At 60.1% G+C, this 17,734-nt stretch carries 17 protein-coding genes; 8 read left to right on the top strand and 9 right to left on the bottom strand.

Annotated features, from left to right (window positions below; translation table 11 throughout):
* Positions 1-128: 128 nt before the first annotated feature.
* A complete protein-coding gene (gene lptG, locus KBY02_RS10950) occupies positions 129-1,190 on the bottom strand; it encodes an LPS export ABC transporter permease LptG (protein WP_004406700.1) in 1,062 nt (353 codons plus the stop codon).
* Positions 1,177-2,304: an LPS export ABC transporter permease LptF gene (gene lptF, locus KBY02_RS10945; RefSeq protein ID WP_003316899.1), complete on the bottom strand. Its 1,128-nt coding sequence runs from the start codon at positions 2,302-2,304 to the stop codon at positions 1,177-1,179. Before lptF ends, lptG begins: the two co-directional genes overlap by 14 nt.
* Before the next feature lie 319 nt (positions 2,305-2,623).
* Here lptF and KBY02_RS10940 point away from each other — a divergent pair, with 319 nt between their 5' ends.
* From KBY02_RS10940 to KBY02_RS10930, 3 genes are read left to right on the top strand one after another with little or no spacing between them, the layout of a single operon-like run.
* Positions 2,624-4,114, top strand: coding sequence for a leucyl aminopeptidase (locus KBY02_RS10940; protein ID WP_011266820.1), 1,491 nt, complete (start codon positions 2,624-2,626; stop codon positions 4,112-4,114).
* Positions 4,115-4,172: 58 nt separating this feature from the next.
* A complete protein-coding gene (locus tag KBY02_RS10935; RefSeq protein WP_002552284.1) occupies positions 4,173-4,601 on the top strand; it encodes a DNA polymerase III subunit chi in 429 nt (142 codons plus the stop codon).
* Between the two features lie 7 nt (positions 4,602-4,608).
* On the top strand, positions 4,609-5,043 hold the full coding sequence (locus tag KBY02_RS10930) for a hypothetical protein (RefSeq protein WP_024660495.1): 435 nt from the start codon (positions 4,609-4,611) through the stop codon (positions 5,041-5,043).
* Positions 5,044-5,086: 43 nt separating this feature from the next.
* Here the strand turns inward: KBY02_RS10930 and KBY02_RS10925 are convergent, their stop codons facing one another.
* Positions 5,087-6,181, bottom strand: a complete 1,095-nt coding sequence (locus tag KBY02_RS10925) for an RHS repeat-associated core domain-containing protein (RefSeq protein ID WP_225650345.1) — start codon at positions 6,179-6,181, stop codon at positions 5,087-5,089.
* A 187-nt stretch (positions 6,182-6,368) separates the two neighbouring features.
* Here KBY02_RS10925 and KBY02_RS10920 point away from each other — a divergent pair, with 187 nt between their 5' ends.
* Both KBY02_RS10920 and rlmF read left to right on the top strand, forming a co-directional pair.
* On the top strand, positions 6,369-9,215 hold the full coding sequence (locus KBY02_RS10920) for a valine--tRNA ligase (RefSeq protein WP_065087487.1): 2,847 nt from the start codon (positions 6,369-6,371) through the stop codon (positions 9,213-9,215).
* 156 nt (positions 9,216-9,371) lie between these two features.
* Positions 9,372-10,358, top strand: coding sequence for a 23S rRNA (adenine(1618)-N(6))-methyltransferase RlmF (gene rlmF, locus KBY02_RS10915; protein ID WP_024660492.1), 987 nt, complete (start codon positions 9,372-9,374; stop codon positions 10,356-10,358).
* A 541-nt stretch (positions 10,359-10,899) separates the two neighbouring features.
* On the opposite strand, the gene KBY02_RS10910 is transcribed toward rlmF, so the two are convergent.
* Complete coding sequence (locus KBY02_RS10910) at positions 10,900-11,181, bottom strand: HU family DNA-binding protein (protein ID WP_004406710.1); 282 nt, start codon at positions 11,179-11,181, stop codon at positions 10,900-10,902.
* A gap of 393 nt (positions 11,182-11,574) precedes the next feature.
* Here KBY02_RS10910 and yejK point away from each other — a divergent pair, with 393 nt between their 5' ends.
* Positions 11,575-12,576: a nucleoid-associated protein YejK gene (gene yejK, locus KBY02_RS10905; RefSeq protein ID WP_004406712.1), complete on the top strand. Its 1,002-nt coding sequence runs from the start codon at positions 11,575-11,577 to the stop codon at positions 12,574-12,576.
* Positions 12,577-12,581: 5 nt separating this feature from the next.
* Positions 12,582-12,932 (top strand): glutaredoxin family protein, encoded by a 351-nt coding sequence (locus KBY02_RS10900; RefSeq protein WP_004406715.1) that lies wholly within the window; start codon positions 12,582-12,584, stop codon positions 12,930-12,932.
* A 61-nt stretch (positions 12,933-12,993) separates the two neighbouring features.
* On the opposite strand, the gene KBY02_RS10895 is transcribed toward KBY02_RS10900, so the two are convergent.
* The 4 genes from KBY02_RS10895 to KBY02_RS10880 form a co-directional block, all read right to left on the bottom strand.
* Entirely contained in the window at positions 12,994-13,926 is a 933-nt protein-coding gene (locus KBY02_RS10895) for a glutathione S-transferase family protein (RefSeq protein WP_225650344.1), read from the bottom strand.
* Between the two features lie 64 nt (positions 13,927-13,990).
* The gene (locus tag KBY02_RS10890; protein WP_024652202.1) at positions 13,991-14,332 is read right to left on the bottom strand and encodes a GIY-YIG nuclease family protein; all 342 of its coding nucleotides are present in this window, start codon (positions 14,330-14,332) and stop codon (positions 13,991-13,993) included.
* Positions 14,325-14,816, bottom strand: coding sequence for a nuclear transport factor 2 family protein (locus tag KBY02_RS10885; RefSeq protein WP_004406721.1), 492 nt, complete (start codon positions 14,814-14,816; stop codon positions 14,325-14,327). The genes KBY02_RS10890 and KBY02_RS10885 overlap by 8 nt, the downstream gene beginning before the upstream one ends.
* 88 nt (positions 14,817-14,904) lie before the next feature.
* Positions 14,905-15,348: a winged helix-turn-helix transcriptional regulator gene (locus KBY02_RS10880; RefSeq protein ID WP_011266811.1), complete on the bottom strand. Its 444-nt coding sequence runs from the start codon at positions 15,346-15,348 to the stop codon at positions 14,905-14,907.
* 48 nt (positions 15,349-15,396) lie between these two features.
* Between KBY02_RS10880 and KBY02_RS10875 the strand changes: the two genes are divergently transcribed.
* Positions 15,397-16,335, top strand: coding sequence for an aromatic alcohol reductase (locus tag KBY02_RS10875; RefSeq protein ID WP_060400538.1), 939 nt, complete (start codon positions 15,397-15,399; stop codon positions 16,333-16,335).
* Positions 16,336-16,377: 42 nt separating this feature from the next.
* Here KBY02_RS10875 and KBY02_RS10870 read toward each other — a convergent pair whose 3' ends face one another.
* The gene (locus tag KBY02_RS10870) at positions 16,378-17,607 is read right to left on the bottom strand and encodes a CynX/NimT family MFS transporter (RefSeq protein WP_024652199.1); all 1,230 of its coding nucleotides are present in this window, start codon (positions 17,605-17,607) and stop codon (positions 16,378-16,380) included.
* Between the last annotated feature and the right edge of the window lie 127 nt (positions 17,608-17,734).

Genomic DNA, 17,734 nt, shown 5'->3' with positions numbered 1-17,734 from the left:
GAACGACGCACCACGCATTTACAAGAAAGCCTCTGGCAGCGATGCCAGAGGCTTTTTTGCATGCGGGATTAGCAAGCGCCCATGAAAAAGCCGACCCGGGGGTCGGCTTTTTCAGTCCGGCTGATGCATTACCCGGCCCGGCGTAACAGAAGTACTCCGGCCAGCGCACAGGCGGCAGCTGGCAGCAGCACCGCCAGCAACGGCGGGAAACCGAACAGCAGGCTCGATGGACCGAGCAGGTCCTGAATGATGCGGAAGGTAAAGCCCACCACTACACCCGTAAATACGCGCTGCCCCAGGGTAACCGAGCGCAGCGGGCCGAAGATGAACGAGATCGCCATCAACACCAGCGCGACGGTCACCGCCGGTTGCAGGACCTTGGTCCAGAACGCCAGCCAGTAGCGGCCATTGCTCAAACCCTGATCAGCCAGGTAATGCGCGTAGCTCCAGAGGCCGCTGATGGACAGCGACTCGGGCGGCATGATTACCGTGCTCAGCAGTTGCGGGCTCAACGCCACGTCCCAACGCTCGACCGGGGTGTTGATGACCTCGGTGCGGCCGTCATTGAAGTGCGTGGTGGTGACGTCCTTCAATTCCCAGTAATCGGTCTTGAAGTTGGCTTCTTTGGCAAAGCTGGAGGTCTGCATGTGGCGCTGGTCATCGAAACGATAACGTGTCACACCGAGCATCAGGCCATTGGGCTGTACCGTGTTGATATGGATGAACTCGTCACCCTGGCGGTGCCACAGACCATGGCGGGCGCTCTGCGCATCACCTGAGCCCTGGGCCAGCGAGCGCGCGGCCTGAGCCTGGTTCTCGGCATAGGGAGCCACGTACTCGCCGACCAGCACGCCTGCGATCATCAGCACCAGCATGGGCTTCATGACCGCCCAGACGATGCGCCCGATGGACACGCCCGCCGCACGCATGATGGTCAGCTCACTGCTGCTGGCCAGCGTACCCAGACCGATCAGGCAACCGATCAGGGCGGCCATCGGCAAGGTGTCGTAGACGCGACGTGGCGCCGTCAGCATGACGTAGCTGAGCGCATCCGCCAGTGTGTAGGTGTCGCTGATATCGCCCATCTCGTCGATGAACGCGAACAGCGAGACCAGCCCCAGAATGATGCCCAGAACCGCGAGAATCGCCAGCAGGACGCTTTTGCCAATGTATCGATCAAGCTTGACCACGAGTCACCTCCGTGACGCTGCGACGACTCGCCATCTTCAGGCGCAGAGGCTCCCAATAGAACAACAGCAGTCCGATGGACAGGTAGATGGCATGCACCCACCACATCCCCAGGCTGAGCGGCAGCTTGCCTTTCTCCAGCGAACTGCGCACCGAAATCAGAATGGCCAGGTAAGACATATACAGAAGGATCGCCGGCAGCAGTTTCAGGTAACGGCCTTGACGCGGATTGACCCGTGACAGCGGGATGGCCATCAAGGTCACGATGAACACCGACAGCGGCAGCGAAATACGCCACTGCAGCTCGGCCACGGAACGCGGTGCCGGGTTGCCGATCAGCTCGCTGGTCGGAATGGCTTCACGGTCGGTGATTTCCTCACTGATTTCCGGCTTGGGCAGCATCGCCCCGTAGGTGTCGTACTTGATCACGCGGTAGTCGGCAGCCCCCGGATTGCCGTCATAGCGATAGCCGTTCTCGAGGATCAGGAAGCGACTGCCATTGGGCCGTACCTCCTGGTGGCCCTTCTCCGCGACCAGCACGGTGATGCCGTTGTCCTTGCTCTTGTCGCTGGACATGCGCTTTTCCGAGATGAACACGCCGGCCAGTTGCGAGCGGTCTTCCGACAGCTCCTTGGTGTAGGTGATACGCGTACCGTCACGCAGCGCCTGAAAACGGCCCGGCACCAGCGTGTCGAACTCGGTCATGGCGTCCTGCTGATTGATCAGCAACGAAAATTGCGTCGCACCCTGCGGAGCCAGGCTGAAGCTCAGCCAGGCGACCAGCAGACCCACCAGCGTGGCCGGCCCCATGGTGATAGCCAGCAGGCGCTGCTGACTCATGCCGGTTGCGGCCAGCACGGTCATCTCGCTTTCCAGATACAGGCGTCCGTACGCCATGAGGATGCCGAGGAACAGGCCCAGCGGCAGGATGACCTGCAGAAAGCCCGGCAGGCGGAAGCCCATGATCAGGAACAGTACGCCAGGATCGAGCGCACCGGACGCGGCCTGCGCCAGGTACTTGATGAAGCGCCCGCTCATGATGAACACCAGCAGTACGGCGCTGACCGCACTCAAGGTAAGCAGCACTTCTCGGGACAGATAACGGAAGACAATCAAACCAGACACTCCAGAGTTGTCAGGCTCAGGCAGCCAAACAGGGAAAATTTGTGAGCCACGGCAACCAGAGCTTCACGCCGACAAAAAGCGTGGGCCTCAAAAAATATGCGGCATTATCCTGTGATTGTGTGTTTCTGTCACTGCGCACCGGGGATAGTTCGCACATAGACGCCAGACAGGCAGCTCTGCGGGGTTGTCAGCAGTCGTGCAGCGGGGTCAAACTGCAAGGCTTAGCGCAGGCATCGCCCCTGAAAACACTCGGGCCATGCTGCGTACGACATTCATATTGCGACTCTCATCGTCTATTCGGGGACCCCACATGGAATTGGTTGTTAAAAGCGTAAGCCCAGAAACCTTGAAAACCGCAACTCTGGTGGTCACCGTCGGTGAAAGCCGTGTACTGGCCGGTGCTGCCAGAACTGTGGATATTCTCAGCGGCGGAGCCGTTTCGCTGATCCTCAAGCGCGGCGATCTGGCCGGCAAGGTCGGCCAGAGCCTGCTGTTGCACAATCTGCCCAACATCAAGGCCGAGCGCGTTCTGCTGGTCGGCACCGGCAAGGAAGACGAGCTGTCGGACCGTCAGTTGAAAAAGATCGTCGGCGCAGCGCTCACCTGCCTCAAGGGCCTGGGCGGCACCGATGCAGCGATTGCGCTCGATGACCTGTCGGTGAAAAACCGCGACACCTATGGCATGGCTCGCCTGCTGGTCGAAGCCCTGGCCGACGGCGAATACGTCTTCGACCGCTTCAAGACCCAGAAAGCCGAAGTTCGTGCCCTGAAGAAAATCACCCTGTTGACCGACAAGGTCAAGGCGGCCGACGTCGAACGCGCTTCGACTCACGCTCAGGCAATCGCCACTGGCATGGCGCTGACCCGCGACCTGGGTAATCTGCCGCCGAACATCTGCCACCCGACCTACCTGGGCGAAGAAGCCAAGGCACTGGGCAAGGCACACAAGAACCTGAAAGTGGAAGTCCACGACGAGAAGAAACTGGCCGATCTGGGCATGGGTTCGTTCCTCGCGGTAGCACAGGGCAGCGCCCAGCCGCCGCGCCTCATCGTCATGAACTACCAGGGTGGCAAAAAAGGCGACCAGCCGTTCGTGCTGGTCGGTAAAGGCATCACCTTCGATACCGGCGGTATCAGCATCAAGCCTGCTTCGGGCATGGACGAGATGAAGTTCGACATGTGCGGCGCAGCCAGCGTGTTCGGCACCCTGCGTGCGGTGCTCGAATTGAAGCTGCCGATCAATCTGGTGTGCATTCTGGCCTGTGCCGAAAACATGCCGAGCGGCACTGCGACACGTCCAGGCGACATCGTCACGACCATGAGCGGCCAGACCGTCGAAATCCTCAACACCGACGCCGAAGGCCGTCTGGTGCTGTGCGATGCACTGACCTACGCCGAGCGTTTCAAGCCGCAGGCGGTGATCGATATCGCAACCCTGACCGGCGCCTGCGTCGTTGCACTGGGTGGCCATACCTCCGGCCTGCTGGGCAATAACGACGCGCTGATCAATCAGTTGCTCGACGCGGGCAAACAGGCCGATGACCGTGCCTGGCAGCTGCCGTTGTTCGATGAGTACCAGGAGCAGCTCGACAGCCCGTTCGCCGACATCGCCAACATCGGTGGCCCGAAAGGCGGCACCATCACCGCGGCCTGCTTCCTGTCGCGCTTCACCAAGGCCTACCACTGGGCTCACCTAGACATCGCCGGCACCGCATGGCTGAGCGGCGGCAAGGAAAAAGGCGCCACCGGGCGTCCGGTTCCACTGCTGACCCAATACCTGCTCGACCGCGCCGGCGTATAAGAAAGAGACCCTGGCGTATCGGCTGCACAGTCGATACGCCTCCGGTTCTGGAACCCACATGACTCAAGTCGACTTCTACATCCTGCCCAGCGCCGATCCTGCGGCCCGCCTGGATTTTGCCTGCAAGCTGACGGAAAAGGCCTGGCGCCTGGGTCACAAGGTCTATCTGCATTGCAGCGATGCTGCGCAGCGTGAGGACCTCGATGCCCGGCTCTGGCGTTTCAGAGGCGAAGTGTTCCTGCCCCATGGCGACGCCGAGAGCGATCACGATGCGGCCGTGGTACTGGGTCTGGGCGACGACTCGGGCGAACACAGCGACCTGCTGGTCAATCTCGACCTGAGCATTCCGGCCTTCTTCAAACGTTTCGCCCGCGTGGCCGAAGTCGTTGTCGAAGACCCGGCCATACGTCTTGCCGCACGCGAGAGTTTCCGTTCCTACCGCGAACAGGGCTATCCTCCGCAAGATCACCGACTGCAGCGCCTTTGAGGACACGATGGATACTTCAAAAAAAGCTGAATCCGCGCACTTGCTGAACGACCTCGAGTCGATCCGCCAACTGCTCGGCGATGACCCCGCACATTCCCCCCAGTCGAACGACACAGCTCGTCCCGAAGGTCAGATTCCCCTGTTGTTCGATGTTGTCGGCGCTCGCCCCGACGCGGCGTATCAACAGGACTTCGACGAAGACGACATCCCGACGCTGACACCTGATGCGCACACAGCACCCGCCCCGCAGGCGCAGCAGGCAGCCCAGCCGCAAGCGCTGCCCAACCCTGATGCACTGCTGCACCTGGACAACGAGTTGCGCGCAGCCGCGCGATTGATCATGCAGGACGTCATCGACGACTTCGCCCCGCATATCGAAAACGAAATCAAACGCCGGCTGGAGGCAAGGCTGGAGCGGTTATTGGCGCAGCAGCAGAAGTGAGCGTGTGATCAGGAGTCCGGAATACACGCACATAGAGACGCTGTCAGGGAGTATTCAATAGGGAGCGGATATCTGCTACGCGCCGCTCCATTTTCCCCTTGAGACCAATTTGGGTGTACCAGGCTCCCATGAGCGTCGTGCGTCTAGCCACATCTCTATTAATATTTAGCAGCATTTCGAGAGACCCTTCGTGCTCCTTGCGCTTACTAACCAATGCTTTCTTGAAATCGTCGTAACTGGTATTGGGTTTACCCGTGAATTTATCAGAGAATGATTGCTCGGCATGCTTGGCCTCCTTGATTCGATCACTCATTTTTTGGCTGGCGTTCGCCACGACCTCATCAAATCGTGTTTTGAAGTCTTCACTCTTGAATACACTGGGCAAAACACCCGTTTCGCTTTTTATAGCGCTGCGAAGGTTCGACAGTACGCCTGGGTCACTGGCGTCTACAAAACGCTTATTTAACTGCAAGGCTATCAGCCCGGCTCCTCTCTCATTCAATGTATTAGACGCTCCACTCACTGCGGCCATGTCCTTGAAAGACAAGTGCCTGAATATTCTGCCAAGCGCCAGGTCCGGTAACTTGTCGAGAAAGAGTATGTGGACCCCGACGTGCCCACCCGGATCACTCCGATTAACCGGATCGCCCTGACAGTAGGCATACGCATTCAGGCCTCCCCGCCCAAATGGACTCAGCGAGTCTGGTCGGTTGAAACGCATCAGCACCGGGTTGAACGCGCGGTAGCCGTTACCCAGCAGGTAATGCCCGGTCACAGGGTCCGCGCCCTCGCCGTTGAAGCCGGAAAACGGGCCGCCCTGCGCGCGATGTCCGTAAGGGCTATAAGCCAGCGGCTGCCGCCCCTCTGAACTCAGGGCATGCAGCACACTGCTTTGCCTGTCGGTGCCCAGCAGGTCCACTCGCTCGGCAGCGCCGTCAGCCTGATATTCCGCCAGCAAACGGTCTTCACCGAGAAACACACGACGGCGCATTGCACCCTGTATCTCGACCGTCAAACGTTTCTTTTGATAGAACCGCGACACTGCTTCCTGTGCATCGGGATCGACAACCGCAACCCGGTCCAGCGCGTCATAGCGATATCGACACAGCACGCGTCTGCCTTCAGGCGTATCGTCCATGGCAGCATCCGCCCTGCAAGTAAAGTCTGAATACCGATCATGCCGTCTGGAAGACACGCCGCCTACTGACAGAACTACCAGCTTGCAGCTTGAAGCTTGAAGCTCACAGCTGCTCCTGTGGCTTGTCGCTGGCCGTCAGGTCTATACTTACCGGTTTCCGAATCAATGCCACAGGTTCCCGCCGCGCATGGACAAGACTTACCAGCCGCACGCCATCGAAACTTCCTGGTACCAGACCTGGGAGTCCGAGAACTACTTCGCTCCGCAAGGCGTGGGTGACTCGTACACCATCATGATCCCGCCGCCGAACGTCACCGGCAGCCTGCACATGGGTCACGGTTTCAATAACGCGATCATGGATGCATTGATCCGTTTCCGTCGCATGCAGGGCCGCAATACGCTGTGGCAACCGGGCACCGACCACGCGGGTATCGCCACGCAGATGCTGGTCGAGCGTCGTCTCGAAGCGCAAGGCGTAAGCCGTCATGAACTGGGCCGCGAGAAGTTTCTGGACAAGATCTGGGAATGGAAAGCCGAGTCCGGCGGCAACATCAGCCGCCAGATCCGCCGCCTGGGCTCGTCCGTCGACTGGAGCCGCGAGCGCTTCACCATGGACGACGGCCTGTCCGAAGCGGTAAAGGAAGCTTTCGTGCGTCTGCATGAAGACGGCCTGATCTACCGTGGCAAGCGCCTGGTCAACTGGGACACCAAGCTGCACACCGCCATTTCCGACCTCGAAGTGGAGAACCACGACGAGAAAGGTCATCTGTGGAACCTGCGTTATCCACTGGCTGACGGCGCAAAGACCGCCGAAGGTCTGGATTACCTGATCGTGGCTACCACGCGCCCGGAAACCATGCTCGGTGATGCCGCCGTTGCGGTGAACCCGCAGGACGAGCGCTACAAGGCGCTGATCGGCAAGTTCGTCGAATTGCCTCTGGTAGGCCGCCGCATCCCGATCATCGCGGATGATTACTGCGATCCCGAGTTCGGCACCGGCTGCGTGAAAATCACCCCGGCCCACGATTTCAACGACTATGAAGTCGGCAAACGCCACAACCTGCCGCTGCTGAACATTTTCGACAAGAATGCCAACGTATTGCCCGCCGCTCAGGTGTTCAACCTTGATGGCACATTGAACGAAAGCGTCGACGGCAGCCTGCCTGCAGCCTATGCCGGGCTGGATCGCTTCGAAGCGCGCAAACAGATCGTTGCCGCGTTCGACGCCGCCGGGTTGCTGGTCAGCGTTGATGATCACGCACTGAAGGTGCCGAAAGGCGACCGCTCCGGCACCATCATCGAGCCGTGGCTGACCGATCAATGGTACGTCTCCACCAAGCCGCTGGCCGAACCTGCGATTGCCGCTGTCGAAGACGGCCGCATCGCGTTCGTGCCCAAGCAGTACGAAAACATGTACTTCTCGTGGATGCGCGACATCCAGGACTGGTGCATCAGCCGTCAGCTCTGGTGGGGCCACCGCATTCCGGCCTGGTACGACGAATCCGGCAAGGTTTACGTCGGCCGCGACGAAGCCGAAGTCCGTGCCAAGAACAACCTTGGGCCTGAAGTCGCGCTGCAGCAGGACAACGACGTGCTGGACACCTGGTTCAGCTCGGGCCTGTGGACCTTCTCCACGCTCGGCTGGCCGGAAAAGACCAAGGCACTGGAAACCTTCCACTCCACCGACGTGCTGGTCACCGGCTTCGACATCATTTTCTTCTGGGTCGCCCGGATGATCATGCTCACCATGCACTTGGTGAAGAACGAGGACGGCACGCCGCAAGTCCCGTTCAAGACCGTCTATGTGCATGGTCTGGTGCGCGATGGCCAGGGCCAGAAGATGTCCAAGTCCAAGGGCAACGTGCTTGACCCGCTGGACATCGTCGACGGTATCGACCTCGAAACGCTGGTAGAAAAACGCACCAGTGGCCTGATGCAGCCGCAACTGGCGAAGAAGATCGAGAAGCAGACCCGTCAGGAATTCGCCGACGGCATCGCCAGCTACGGCACCGATGCCCTGCGCTTTACCTTCTGCTCGCTGGCATCCACCGGTCGCGACATCAAGTTCGACATGGGCCGCGTCGAAGGCTACCGCAACTTCTGCAACAAGATCTGGAACGCGGCGCGCTACGTACTGGACAAGGGCGAAGACTGCGGCCAGAACGGCGAAGCGGTCGAACTGTCGCTGGCTGATCGCTGGATCATCTCGCAGTTGCAGCGCACCGAAGCCGAAGTGACCCGCCAGCTGGATCAGTTCCGCTTCGACCTCGCCGCCCAGGCGTTGTACGAGTTCATCTGGAACCAGTATTGCGACTGGTATCTGGAACTGTCCAAGCCGGTACTGTGGGACGAGACAGCGCCGGTCGAGCGTCAGCGCGGCACACGCCGCACACTGGTTCGCGTTCTGGAAGTGGCGTTGCGTCTTGCGCACCCGTTCATGCCGTTCATCACCGAAGAAATCTGGCAGCGCCTCGCGCCGCTGGCCGGTGCGCAAGGCAAGACCATCATGCTGCAACCCTGGCCGGTGGCCAATGAAGCACGCATCGATCAGGCGGCCGAAGACGACATCGAATGGCTCAAGGGCCTGATGCTCGCCGTGCGTAACATCCGTGGCGAGATGAACATCGGTCCGGGCAAGCCGCTGCAACTGTTCCTCAAGAACGTCAGCGCCGAAGATCAGCGTCGTTTGAGCGAAAACGATTACCTGCTCAAGAAGCTCGCCAAGCTCGAATCCATGACCGTACTGACCGAAGGCGCAGAAGCACCGCTGTCCGCCACCGCCCTGGTCGGTGACATGGAAGTGCTGGTGCCGATGGCCGGGTTGATCGACAAAGGGGCCGAGCTGGCGCGCCTGGACAAGGAAATCCAGCGCCTGCAAGGCGAAGTGCAACGCGTCGGCGGCAAGCTGTCCAACGCCGCCTTCGTCGACAAGGCGCCGCCTGAAGTCATCGCCAAGGAACGCGCCAAGCTGACCGAAGCCGAACAGGCACTGGGCAAGCTGGCCGAGCAACACGCACGCATCGCCAGCCTGTAAGGTGGCCAGAAAAGCCAGCCCGATCATGGGCTGGCTTTTTGTTATCTGAACGTCTGTACTGACTTATTCGCGAGCAACGCGTACTACGCCAAAGGCGACGCTGCGCTTGCTCGCGAATAAGCCAGGCAACTCAACCTCACGGCTGACATCGAATCCATGACCGATACCCGCAAACCACCGCGCAAGAAGCCTCAGCGGCCAGCCAAACCTGCTGCGCCGCGTGAAAAGGCCACCTTGCACCCGCGCAATCGGCATCAGGGCCAGTACGACTTTGCGAAGCTGATCAAATCCAGCCCCGAACTGGCAGCGTTCGTGATCCTCAATCCTTACGGCAAGGAAAGCATCGACTTCGCCAATCCGCAGGCGGTACGGGTGTTCAATCGCGCGCTGCTCAAGGCGTTCTATGGCATCGCCCATTGGGACATTCCGGCCGATTACCTGTGCCCGCCAATTCCCGGGCGTGCGGACTACCTGCACTTCCTCGCCGACCTGCTGGCCGAAGACAATGAAGGCGTGATACCACGCGGCGCCTCCATCAAGGCGCTGGACATCGGCACTGGCGCCAATTGCATCTACCCGTTGTTGGGGCATAGCGACTATGGCTGGCAGTTCGTGGGTTCGGACATCGACAGCACCGCCATCGCCGCAGCCACCACGATTGTGAAGGCCAACGGCCTCAGCAAGGCCATCAGCGTGCGCCAGCAGGCCAATCGCAGGCAGATCCTGCTCGGGCTGCTCGACAGCAGCGAACGCTTCCACGTCAGCCTCTGCAACCCGCCCTTCCATGCCTCGCTGGAAGAAGCGCAGCGTGGCAGCCAGCGCAAGTGGCGGGCGCTGGGCAAGGCTGATCCCAAGCGCAAGCTGCCGGTGCTCAATTTCGGTGGACAGTCGCAGGAGTTGTGGTGCGACGGCGGCGAGATCGGCTTCATAACGCAGTTGATCCAGGAAAGCGCCTTGCTGCCGAACCAGGTGGCGTGGTTCAGCACACTGGTGTCCAAGGCCTCCAACCTGCCGCCGATCCACAGCGCCCTGAAAAAAGCCGGCGCGCTGGAAGTGAAGGTCGTGGAAATGGGCCAGGGCCAGAAGCAAAGTCGTTTTGTGGCCTGGACCTTCCTCGACAAGGCACAGCGCGCACCAGGCTGACTCGACTATCGTGAACACGCGCCTAATCTCGACTATCGTGCGACGCCGCGTCGGCAGGCCGTAATCTCGACTATCGTGCGACTCCGCAGCGACATGCCTTAACATCGACTATCGTGCGACGCTCCGCGTCGGCATGCCGCTCTGGACGCTCTGCGTCCTCTCTTGAGTATGCAGTGCGGCACAGATCTGTGACGCAGAGCGTCACGCAAGGCATTCCCACGCTGGAGCGTGAGGAACGATAATCTCGACTATCGTGCGACGCCGCGCCGGCAGGCCGTAATCTCGACTATCGTGCGACGCTCCGCGTCGGCATGCCGTTCTGGACGCTCTGCGTCCTCTCTTGAGTATGCAGTGCGGCACAGATCTGTGACGCAGAGCGTCACGCAAGGCATTCCCACGCTGGAGCGTGAGGAACGATAGGCGTCTGGAGGACCGTTATGGACGCTCTGCGTCCGACTTTGCGGGAGGTGTCCAATCAGGCGCCCACAAAAAAGCCGTGCCCGGTTAACCGGTGCACGGCTTTTTCACAGCAAGCGGTTGCTTACTTGTTGATCGAGTCGGTCAGCACTTTGGCTGGTACGAACTTGATAACTTTCTTGGCAGCGATTTCGATGGCAGCGCCAGTCGAAGGGTTGCGGCCAGTGCGAGCTGGACGCTCTGCAACTTTCAGTTTGCCGATACCTGGCAAAGTAATTTCCACGCCGTTTTCCAATTGGTCGGCAACAATTTGGCCCAATTGCTCAAGAGCATTACGCGCGGTGGTTTTTGGCGCTTCGATAGATTCAGCGATATCGGCGATCAATTGGTCTTTAGTAAGAGCCATGGTGGTGTTCCTTCCCTATCAAATTCATTTGGATTGCAGAGCGCAACGTCGGCCCGTGGCCAGGCAACGAACCTGGCCACCCGCTAGCAGCCACGATTAATCGCGAAAGTGTAGATACTGAAACCGGGTAATGGTTCGACCTACGTGTGCGCTAACTGCACGCTTGACGCGCTAAGTGCGCAAGACCGCGCAAAACTAGCACAGAGCCGGGCAAATATCCGCCTCTACCTATCCTTTTGGTCAGGTTTTAATGTTAATTGCACAAAAAACATCCAGCAAACACTCGCTGCTGGCGAAAACCAGCCCGTCCGGGGCCATCAGGCGCATGCGTGCGTTACACTGGGCATCTTGCAACGAGCTGCACGCTCTTCACCTTTTTCAGCCGAGAAGCCCATGCCGATCCGTCACTGCATCGTCCACCTGATCGAGAAGAAACCCGACGGTACGCCCGCTGTTCTCCATGCACGCGACTCCGAACTCGCTGAGTCCCAGGCCATCGAGAACATGCTGGCCGACCTCAACGAAAGCTATAACGCCAAACAGGGCAAGGCATGGGGCCTGTTCCATCCCGAGTCCGGTGCGCACCCTTTCAGCGGCTGGCTGAAAGAATATATCGACGGCGGCAGCGACTTCACGGCGTTCTCCCGGGTGGCAGTCGAGCACCTGCAAAAGCTCATGGAAGAATCCAATCTGTCAGTGGGTGGCCACGTGCTGTTCGCCCATTATCAGCAAGGCATGACCGACTACCTGGCCATCGCCCTGCTGCACCACAGCGAAGGCGTGGCAGTGAATGCCGAACTGGACGTGACCCCGTCCCGGCACCTGGACCTTGGCCAGTTGCACCTCGCCGCCCGAATCAATATTTCCGAGTGGCAGAACAACAAGCAGTCCAAGCAATACATCTCGTTCATCAAGGGCAAGAACGGCAAGAAGGTTTCCGAGTACTTCCGCGACTTCATCGGTTGCCAGGAAGGCGTGGATGGCCCCGGCGAAACCCGCACGCTGCTCAAGGCGTTCAGTGATTTCGTCGAAAGCGAAGACCTGCCGGAAGAATCGGCCCGCGAGAAGACCAAGACCCTGGTCGACTACGCCAGCAGTCAGAGCAAGATGGGCGAACCGATGGGCCTGGAGGAACTGTCCGAGCTGATCGACGAAGAGCGTCCGCGTGCCTTCTACGATCACATTCGCAACAAGGATTACGGCCTGTCCCCGGAAATACCGGCGGATAAGCGCACCCTCAACCAGTTCCGCCGCTTCACCGGCCGCGCCGAGGGCCTGTCGATCAGTTTTGAAGCGCACCTGCTGGGCGACAAGATCGAATACGACGAAAGCGCCGGTACCCTGATCATCAAAGGGCTGCCGACGCAACTGACCGACCAGTTGAAGCGACGGTAACCGAGATGCTGCTGCGTACCCTCAAGAAGTTTGCCCTGATCATGCTGGTGGTCGTGATTTACCAGAACTGGGGCAGGATCGAGCACTTCGTCAACCCGCCCCCGGCAGACGTCGCACAGAGCTACAGCCAGGCCAAAGTGGTGATGTACGCCACTGACTGGTGCGGCTACTGCAAGCAGACCCGGCGTTTTCTGGACAGCAAGGGGATTGCGTATCAGGAGTTCGACATCGAGAAGTCGGAAGAAGGCCGCAAGGCCTATGAAGCGCTGGGTGGCAGAGGCATCCCGCTGATCGACGTCAACGGCACACTGATCCGGGGGTTTGACCCGGATCAGATACTGGCGGCGTTGAAGTAACCCGCCTGGCTAGCGTGCCAACGCTCCGCGTCCTCTTTGCGACGCAGAGCATCGTTGAACCTCAGCGCTTCTCGATCCGATAGCCCATTCTCGGGAAGTGTACGTGCACGACACCGGCACGCTCGTCCTCGCGGCGCAGGATGAGCTCTTCGCGGCCGTTAAATACCAGCTCGCCCTCAACCGCTTCGACGCCATAGTCGACCGCAGAAACCGCAACCTTTTCACCTGCCTTGAAGCCATTTGGATCGACGAGAGTTTCATCGGGCAATGGCGCAGGCGTGGCGTTTCTGGCGATTTCGATGGCATCTGCCGAGCTCAGGTCGCTGAACGTGCCATGACCAAAACCCAGCACACGATCGAGCCAGGCCCTGACACTCGGATACTCATCGACAAAGGGTGCGGTCACCGGCGTCTGCTTGAGAAACCACAACGTATGGGCAACCGAGAAATCGGCAATCGACGCTACGCCGAACAGGAAGTCACCGCCGTGCGAGAGTTGCAGCTCCAGGCGTGACATCAGAGTGGGCCATTGGTGCTTGACCTGCTCCACAAGCGGGCGCGACGCAGTGCCGCCGTTTAACAGCGTCGAACGGTCGGCGACGAAGGCCTTGGCGGCGTCTGGCGGCACCTTGGCGAAGCGCACAGCCATTGATTCAGGCTGAAATACCAGACTCACGGCATGCATGAACAGCACCGAGTCGGCCCAGGCGGCCAGGCCGGCAACCGTGAACTCCTGCCCTTTCGGGTAAAACGCTGGCGAAGCTTTTTCCTGCTCCAGACGCCGCGCCATCAGCGCCGTATCACAGTAGATGTCCGCTCCGGCCTGCAATACCGGGGTCCTGCGATAACCGCCGGTCAATGCAGTCAGGTCAGGCTTGGGCATGATCGAAGGGATAGTCACCGAACGCCATGTGAGGCCTTTGAAACCCAGCATCAGACGGGCTTTTTCGGCGAACAGCGAGGTGGGGTAGTGGTGAAGGATCAACTCGGACATGTTCAGCCTCTGTGCACATGGGAAAAACACAGCTTAACCCGCAGTACCCTGGCCGCCCACGACCTCAAACTGATGGGACACCATCACGCGCATGGATCGGTGACATTACGTAGCTGGCAGCCAACGCCTCTTTGGCGCTTTTTTTGAGCTTCTTGATCAGCCGCTCATGGCGTAACGCCTCGCCCTTGCTGGGCCATTGTTCAACGTAGACCAGCGCCATCGCCGGACTCGAAGAGAAAAAGCGCGCGCCCTTGCCGCTCTGGTGCGCAGCGAACCGCCGCTGCGGATCATCGCTGATGCCACAGTACAGCGAGCCGTTGGCAGCGCGCACCAGATAGACAAACCAGGGTTTGCCGACCGCCTGTTCGGCAGTCGACGCACTGGCGGTGCAGGCGACCTCAGGCACGGCGGCTCTCTGAAAAGGTCTTCAGGCCCTTGAGCGCCTGAGCCCTGACGGCGTTGCGCACCAAAGGCGTCCAGCCAAGCAACAGGCCCTTCAAACCCAGGGCCTGGCGCGACCAGCGCCACATATCGAAATGATCGCGATGCTCGCAGATCCTGCCATCACGAAACACGAAACGGGCCTGAATATCGTTGACCACCGTGCGCCCGGTCTGACTGAACAGGTACGTCGCCACCCAGTGCGCACTGCCAGTCTGGTCATCGGCTCGCACCTGATCGAAGACCACCGAAAAATTCTTTGCCCGGGAAGTCAGCATGCGCCACATGTCACCGACCTGAGCACCGCGCAATTCACCAAAGGCAGGGTCGCTGAACAACACGTCATCGGTATAGCAGGCACTCATCGCCTCGGCATCCAGCTGCGCAAACGCCTCATAAAACCGGGTGATCAGTGCGCTGTTGGCCTGACTTTGTTCTTCGTAGTTCATGCGTGCACACCCCTTGGCGAATTATCCGTGCACGATAAGCGGCGCCGAAGAAAATGGCGAGGGGTTGATGGCGCATCAGCCATCACGTTTACCTGTCCAGATAACGATTTCGCGCCGCACTGAACGCCTCCGAATTTTCAATCACCCAAGTCCACAGCGGAATCATCTGTACCAGCAGCCCCATGCCCAGGTCGGTCAACGAATATTCCACCCTGAGCGGCTTCTCGCGGTAGTCGTGGCGGGTGATCAACCCGTCCTGTTCGAGCTGGCGCAAGGTATGAGTGAGCATGCGCTGGGTGACACCGTGCAGTTTTCGGCGCAATTGGGCGTGGCGCAAAGGGCTGCTGACGCCAAGGGCATGGACCACGCCCAATGACCAGCGATTACCGGCGTGGCCGAGAATGTCACGCTTGAGACCATCCTCATCATCGCTGAGCGCAGCACAGGCCGCTTCGGAGCGTCTGACCACTTCCTGCGCGTCCAGCCCGCCCGGTATCACCGATGTGCCTACTTTTTGTATGTCGACAGGCATGCCAGCATCTCTCCCGCCTGAATTGAAAGGCTGTCCAAAGGGATCACCATGCAAGCCGATAACGCAAACGTCAAACAACGCATTCTGGTAATAGGTGCAGGAGAGCTTGGGCTCGCGGTGTTGCGAGGGCTGGTCGAGAAAGCCGGGGCACATGGCTTGAGCATTGCCGTGCTGCTACGCCAGAGCAGCTTGAGCACTCAGGCGCCTGCCAAGCGTGTGGAAATCGAAGAAATCCGCGCGCTGGACATTGCCATCGAAACAGCCGATCTGGCCGTTGCCAGCGTGGACGAACTTGCCACTGTCATGACGCGCTACGACACGGTAATCAGCTGTGCGGGGTTTGCCGCTGGCCGGGGCACTCAACGCAAACTGACCGATGCAGCGCTCAAGGCCGGCATAAAACGCTACCTGCCCTGGCAGTTCGGCGTTGACTACGACCTTATCGGCCGGGGCAGCCCTCAGGATCTGTTCGATGAACAACTCGATGTGCGAGAAAAGCTGCGCGCCCAGCAGCGCACCGAATGGGTGATCGTTTCGACCGGCATGTTTACAAGCTTCCTGTTCGATCCCGCGTTCGGTGTCGTCGATCTGCAAGGCGGGCGGATCAATGCGCTGGGCAGCCTCGATACTGCCGTGACAGTCACGACCGCAGAGGACATTGGCAGGCTGACTGCTGCCATCGTGATGCACGAGCCGCGCATCGTGAATCAGGTGGTGTACACCGCTGGCGACACATTGACGTACGCCGGGCTGGCCGATCTGGTGGAGCGTGTCACGGGGCGCGACATCGAGCGGCACGTATGGAGTGTTGCGCAGTTGCAAGCTGATCTGACGGAAATGCCGGATGACAATCTGGGCAAATACCGGGCAGTCTTTGCCATGGGCCGAGGCGTGGCATGGGACGTCGCCAGTACCTACAACGCGAAATCAGGGCTGAGCGTCACCCGTGCCGAACAATGGGCACGGGCCAATCTGACCCAGACCTGAAGCAACTTAAGCCCGGGTCGCACGATCATCAATCATCGAACATCAAACCTTCTCGCTACTGACCTGCACCTGCAGCGCCCGACCGGCGCCCATGCCCGCGATGATGGCGCCCAGCCCGAGTACCGCGAAGATCCAGCCAATCGCGCTCCAGCTGCCGGTCATGTCATGCACCACGCCCACGGCAAACGGGCCGGTCGAGGCGATGGTGTAGCCGACGCCTTGCGCCATGCTCGACAGGTTGGCGGCGACATGTGAGTCGCGCGAGCGCAGGACGATCAAGGCCAGCGCCAGACTGAACGTGCCGCCCTGCCCGATCCCCAGCAGGATCGCCCAGCCCCACAGCCCGCCAAGCGGCGCATACAGGCAGCCGAACAGACCGATCAGGGTCAGCGACATGACCAGCATGATCGCCAGACGCTGATCCTTGCCGCGTGTGGCCAGATAAGGCACCGCCAGCGCGCTGATGACCTGCGCAATGATCGAGCCGGACAGCAGCAGGCCGGCCTGGGTGGGCGTCAGGCCGCGACCGATGAGGATCGACGGCAACCAGCCGAAGACGATGTACGACAGCGACGATTGCAGGCCCATGTACAGCGTGACCTGCCAGGCCAGCGGGTCACGCAACAAACCACGGACCCGGTAAACATCGCGATGCGTGCCATGCACTTCACGCGCCTGCGGAAACCATAATGCGGCGGCAATCAGTGCCGGAACCAGCCAGAAACCCAGGCCAATCTGCCAACTGCCACCCACGTACTGACTGAGCGGCACCGTCGAACCGGCTGCAATGGCCGCGCCCAGGCACAAGGCCATGGTGTAGACACCGGTCATGGCTCCGGCCTTGTGCGGAAAATCACGTTTGACGATACCCGGCAGCAACACGCCGATGATTCCGATGCTCGCACCCGCCAGCAGGCTGCCGCCAAACAGCCCGACCTGACCAAACAGACTGCGCACTGCCAAGCCTGCAGCCAGTGTCAGAAGCACCACCATGACCACCCGCTCACTGCCAAACCGGCGGGCGAGGATCGGTGCGAGCGGCGCGAACAGGCCCAGGCACAAAACCGGCAAGGTGGTCAGCAGTCCGGCCTCGGCAGCGGACATGCCCAGGCTGTCGGACACCGTGTCAAGCAGCGGCGCAATGCTGGACAACGCCGGGCGCAGGTTGAGGGCGACCAGCACCAGACCCAGCAGCAACAGCCAGGGGCGCTTCAAGGCAGAATGAGGTTGATCGGCAGTCGGTTGGGGGCTGAGTTGAGCCTTGGCAGTCATCAGTTTCTCGGTCATCAAGTATGTCGACCCTTTTCAGGGGGGCGGTATCCTGTTGGAGAATCATCGCGAATACAAGGTTCAGATCAATTGCATACAACCCACACAGCAACGACAGGCATAAAAAAAC

Source organism: Pseudomonas sp. P129 (assembly GCF_020312195.1).
Classification (GTDB): Bacteria; Pseudomonadota; Gammaproteobacteria; order Pseudomonadales; family Pseudomonadaceae; genus Aquipseudomonas; species Aquipseudomonas fragariae.
This window is presented reverse-complemented; position numbering and strand designations above follow the sequence as displayed.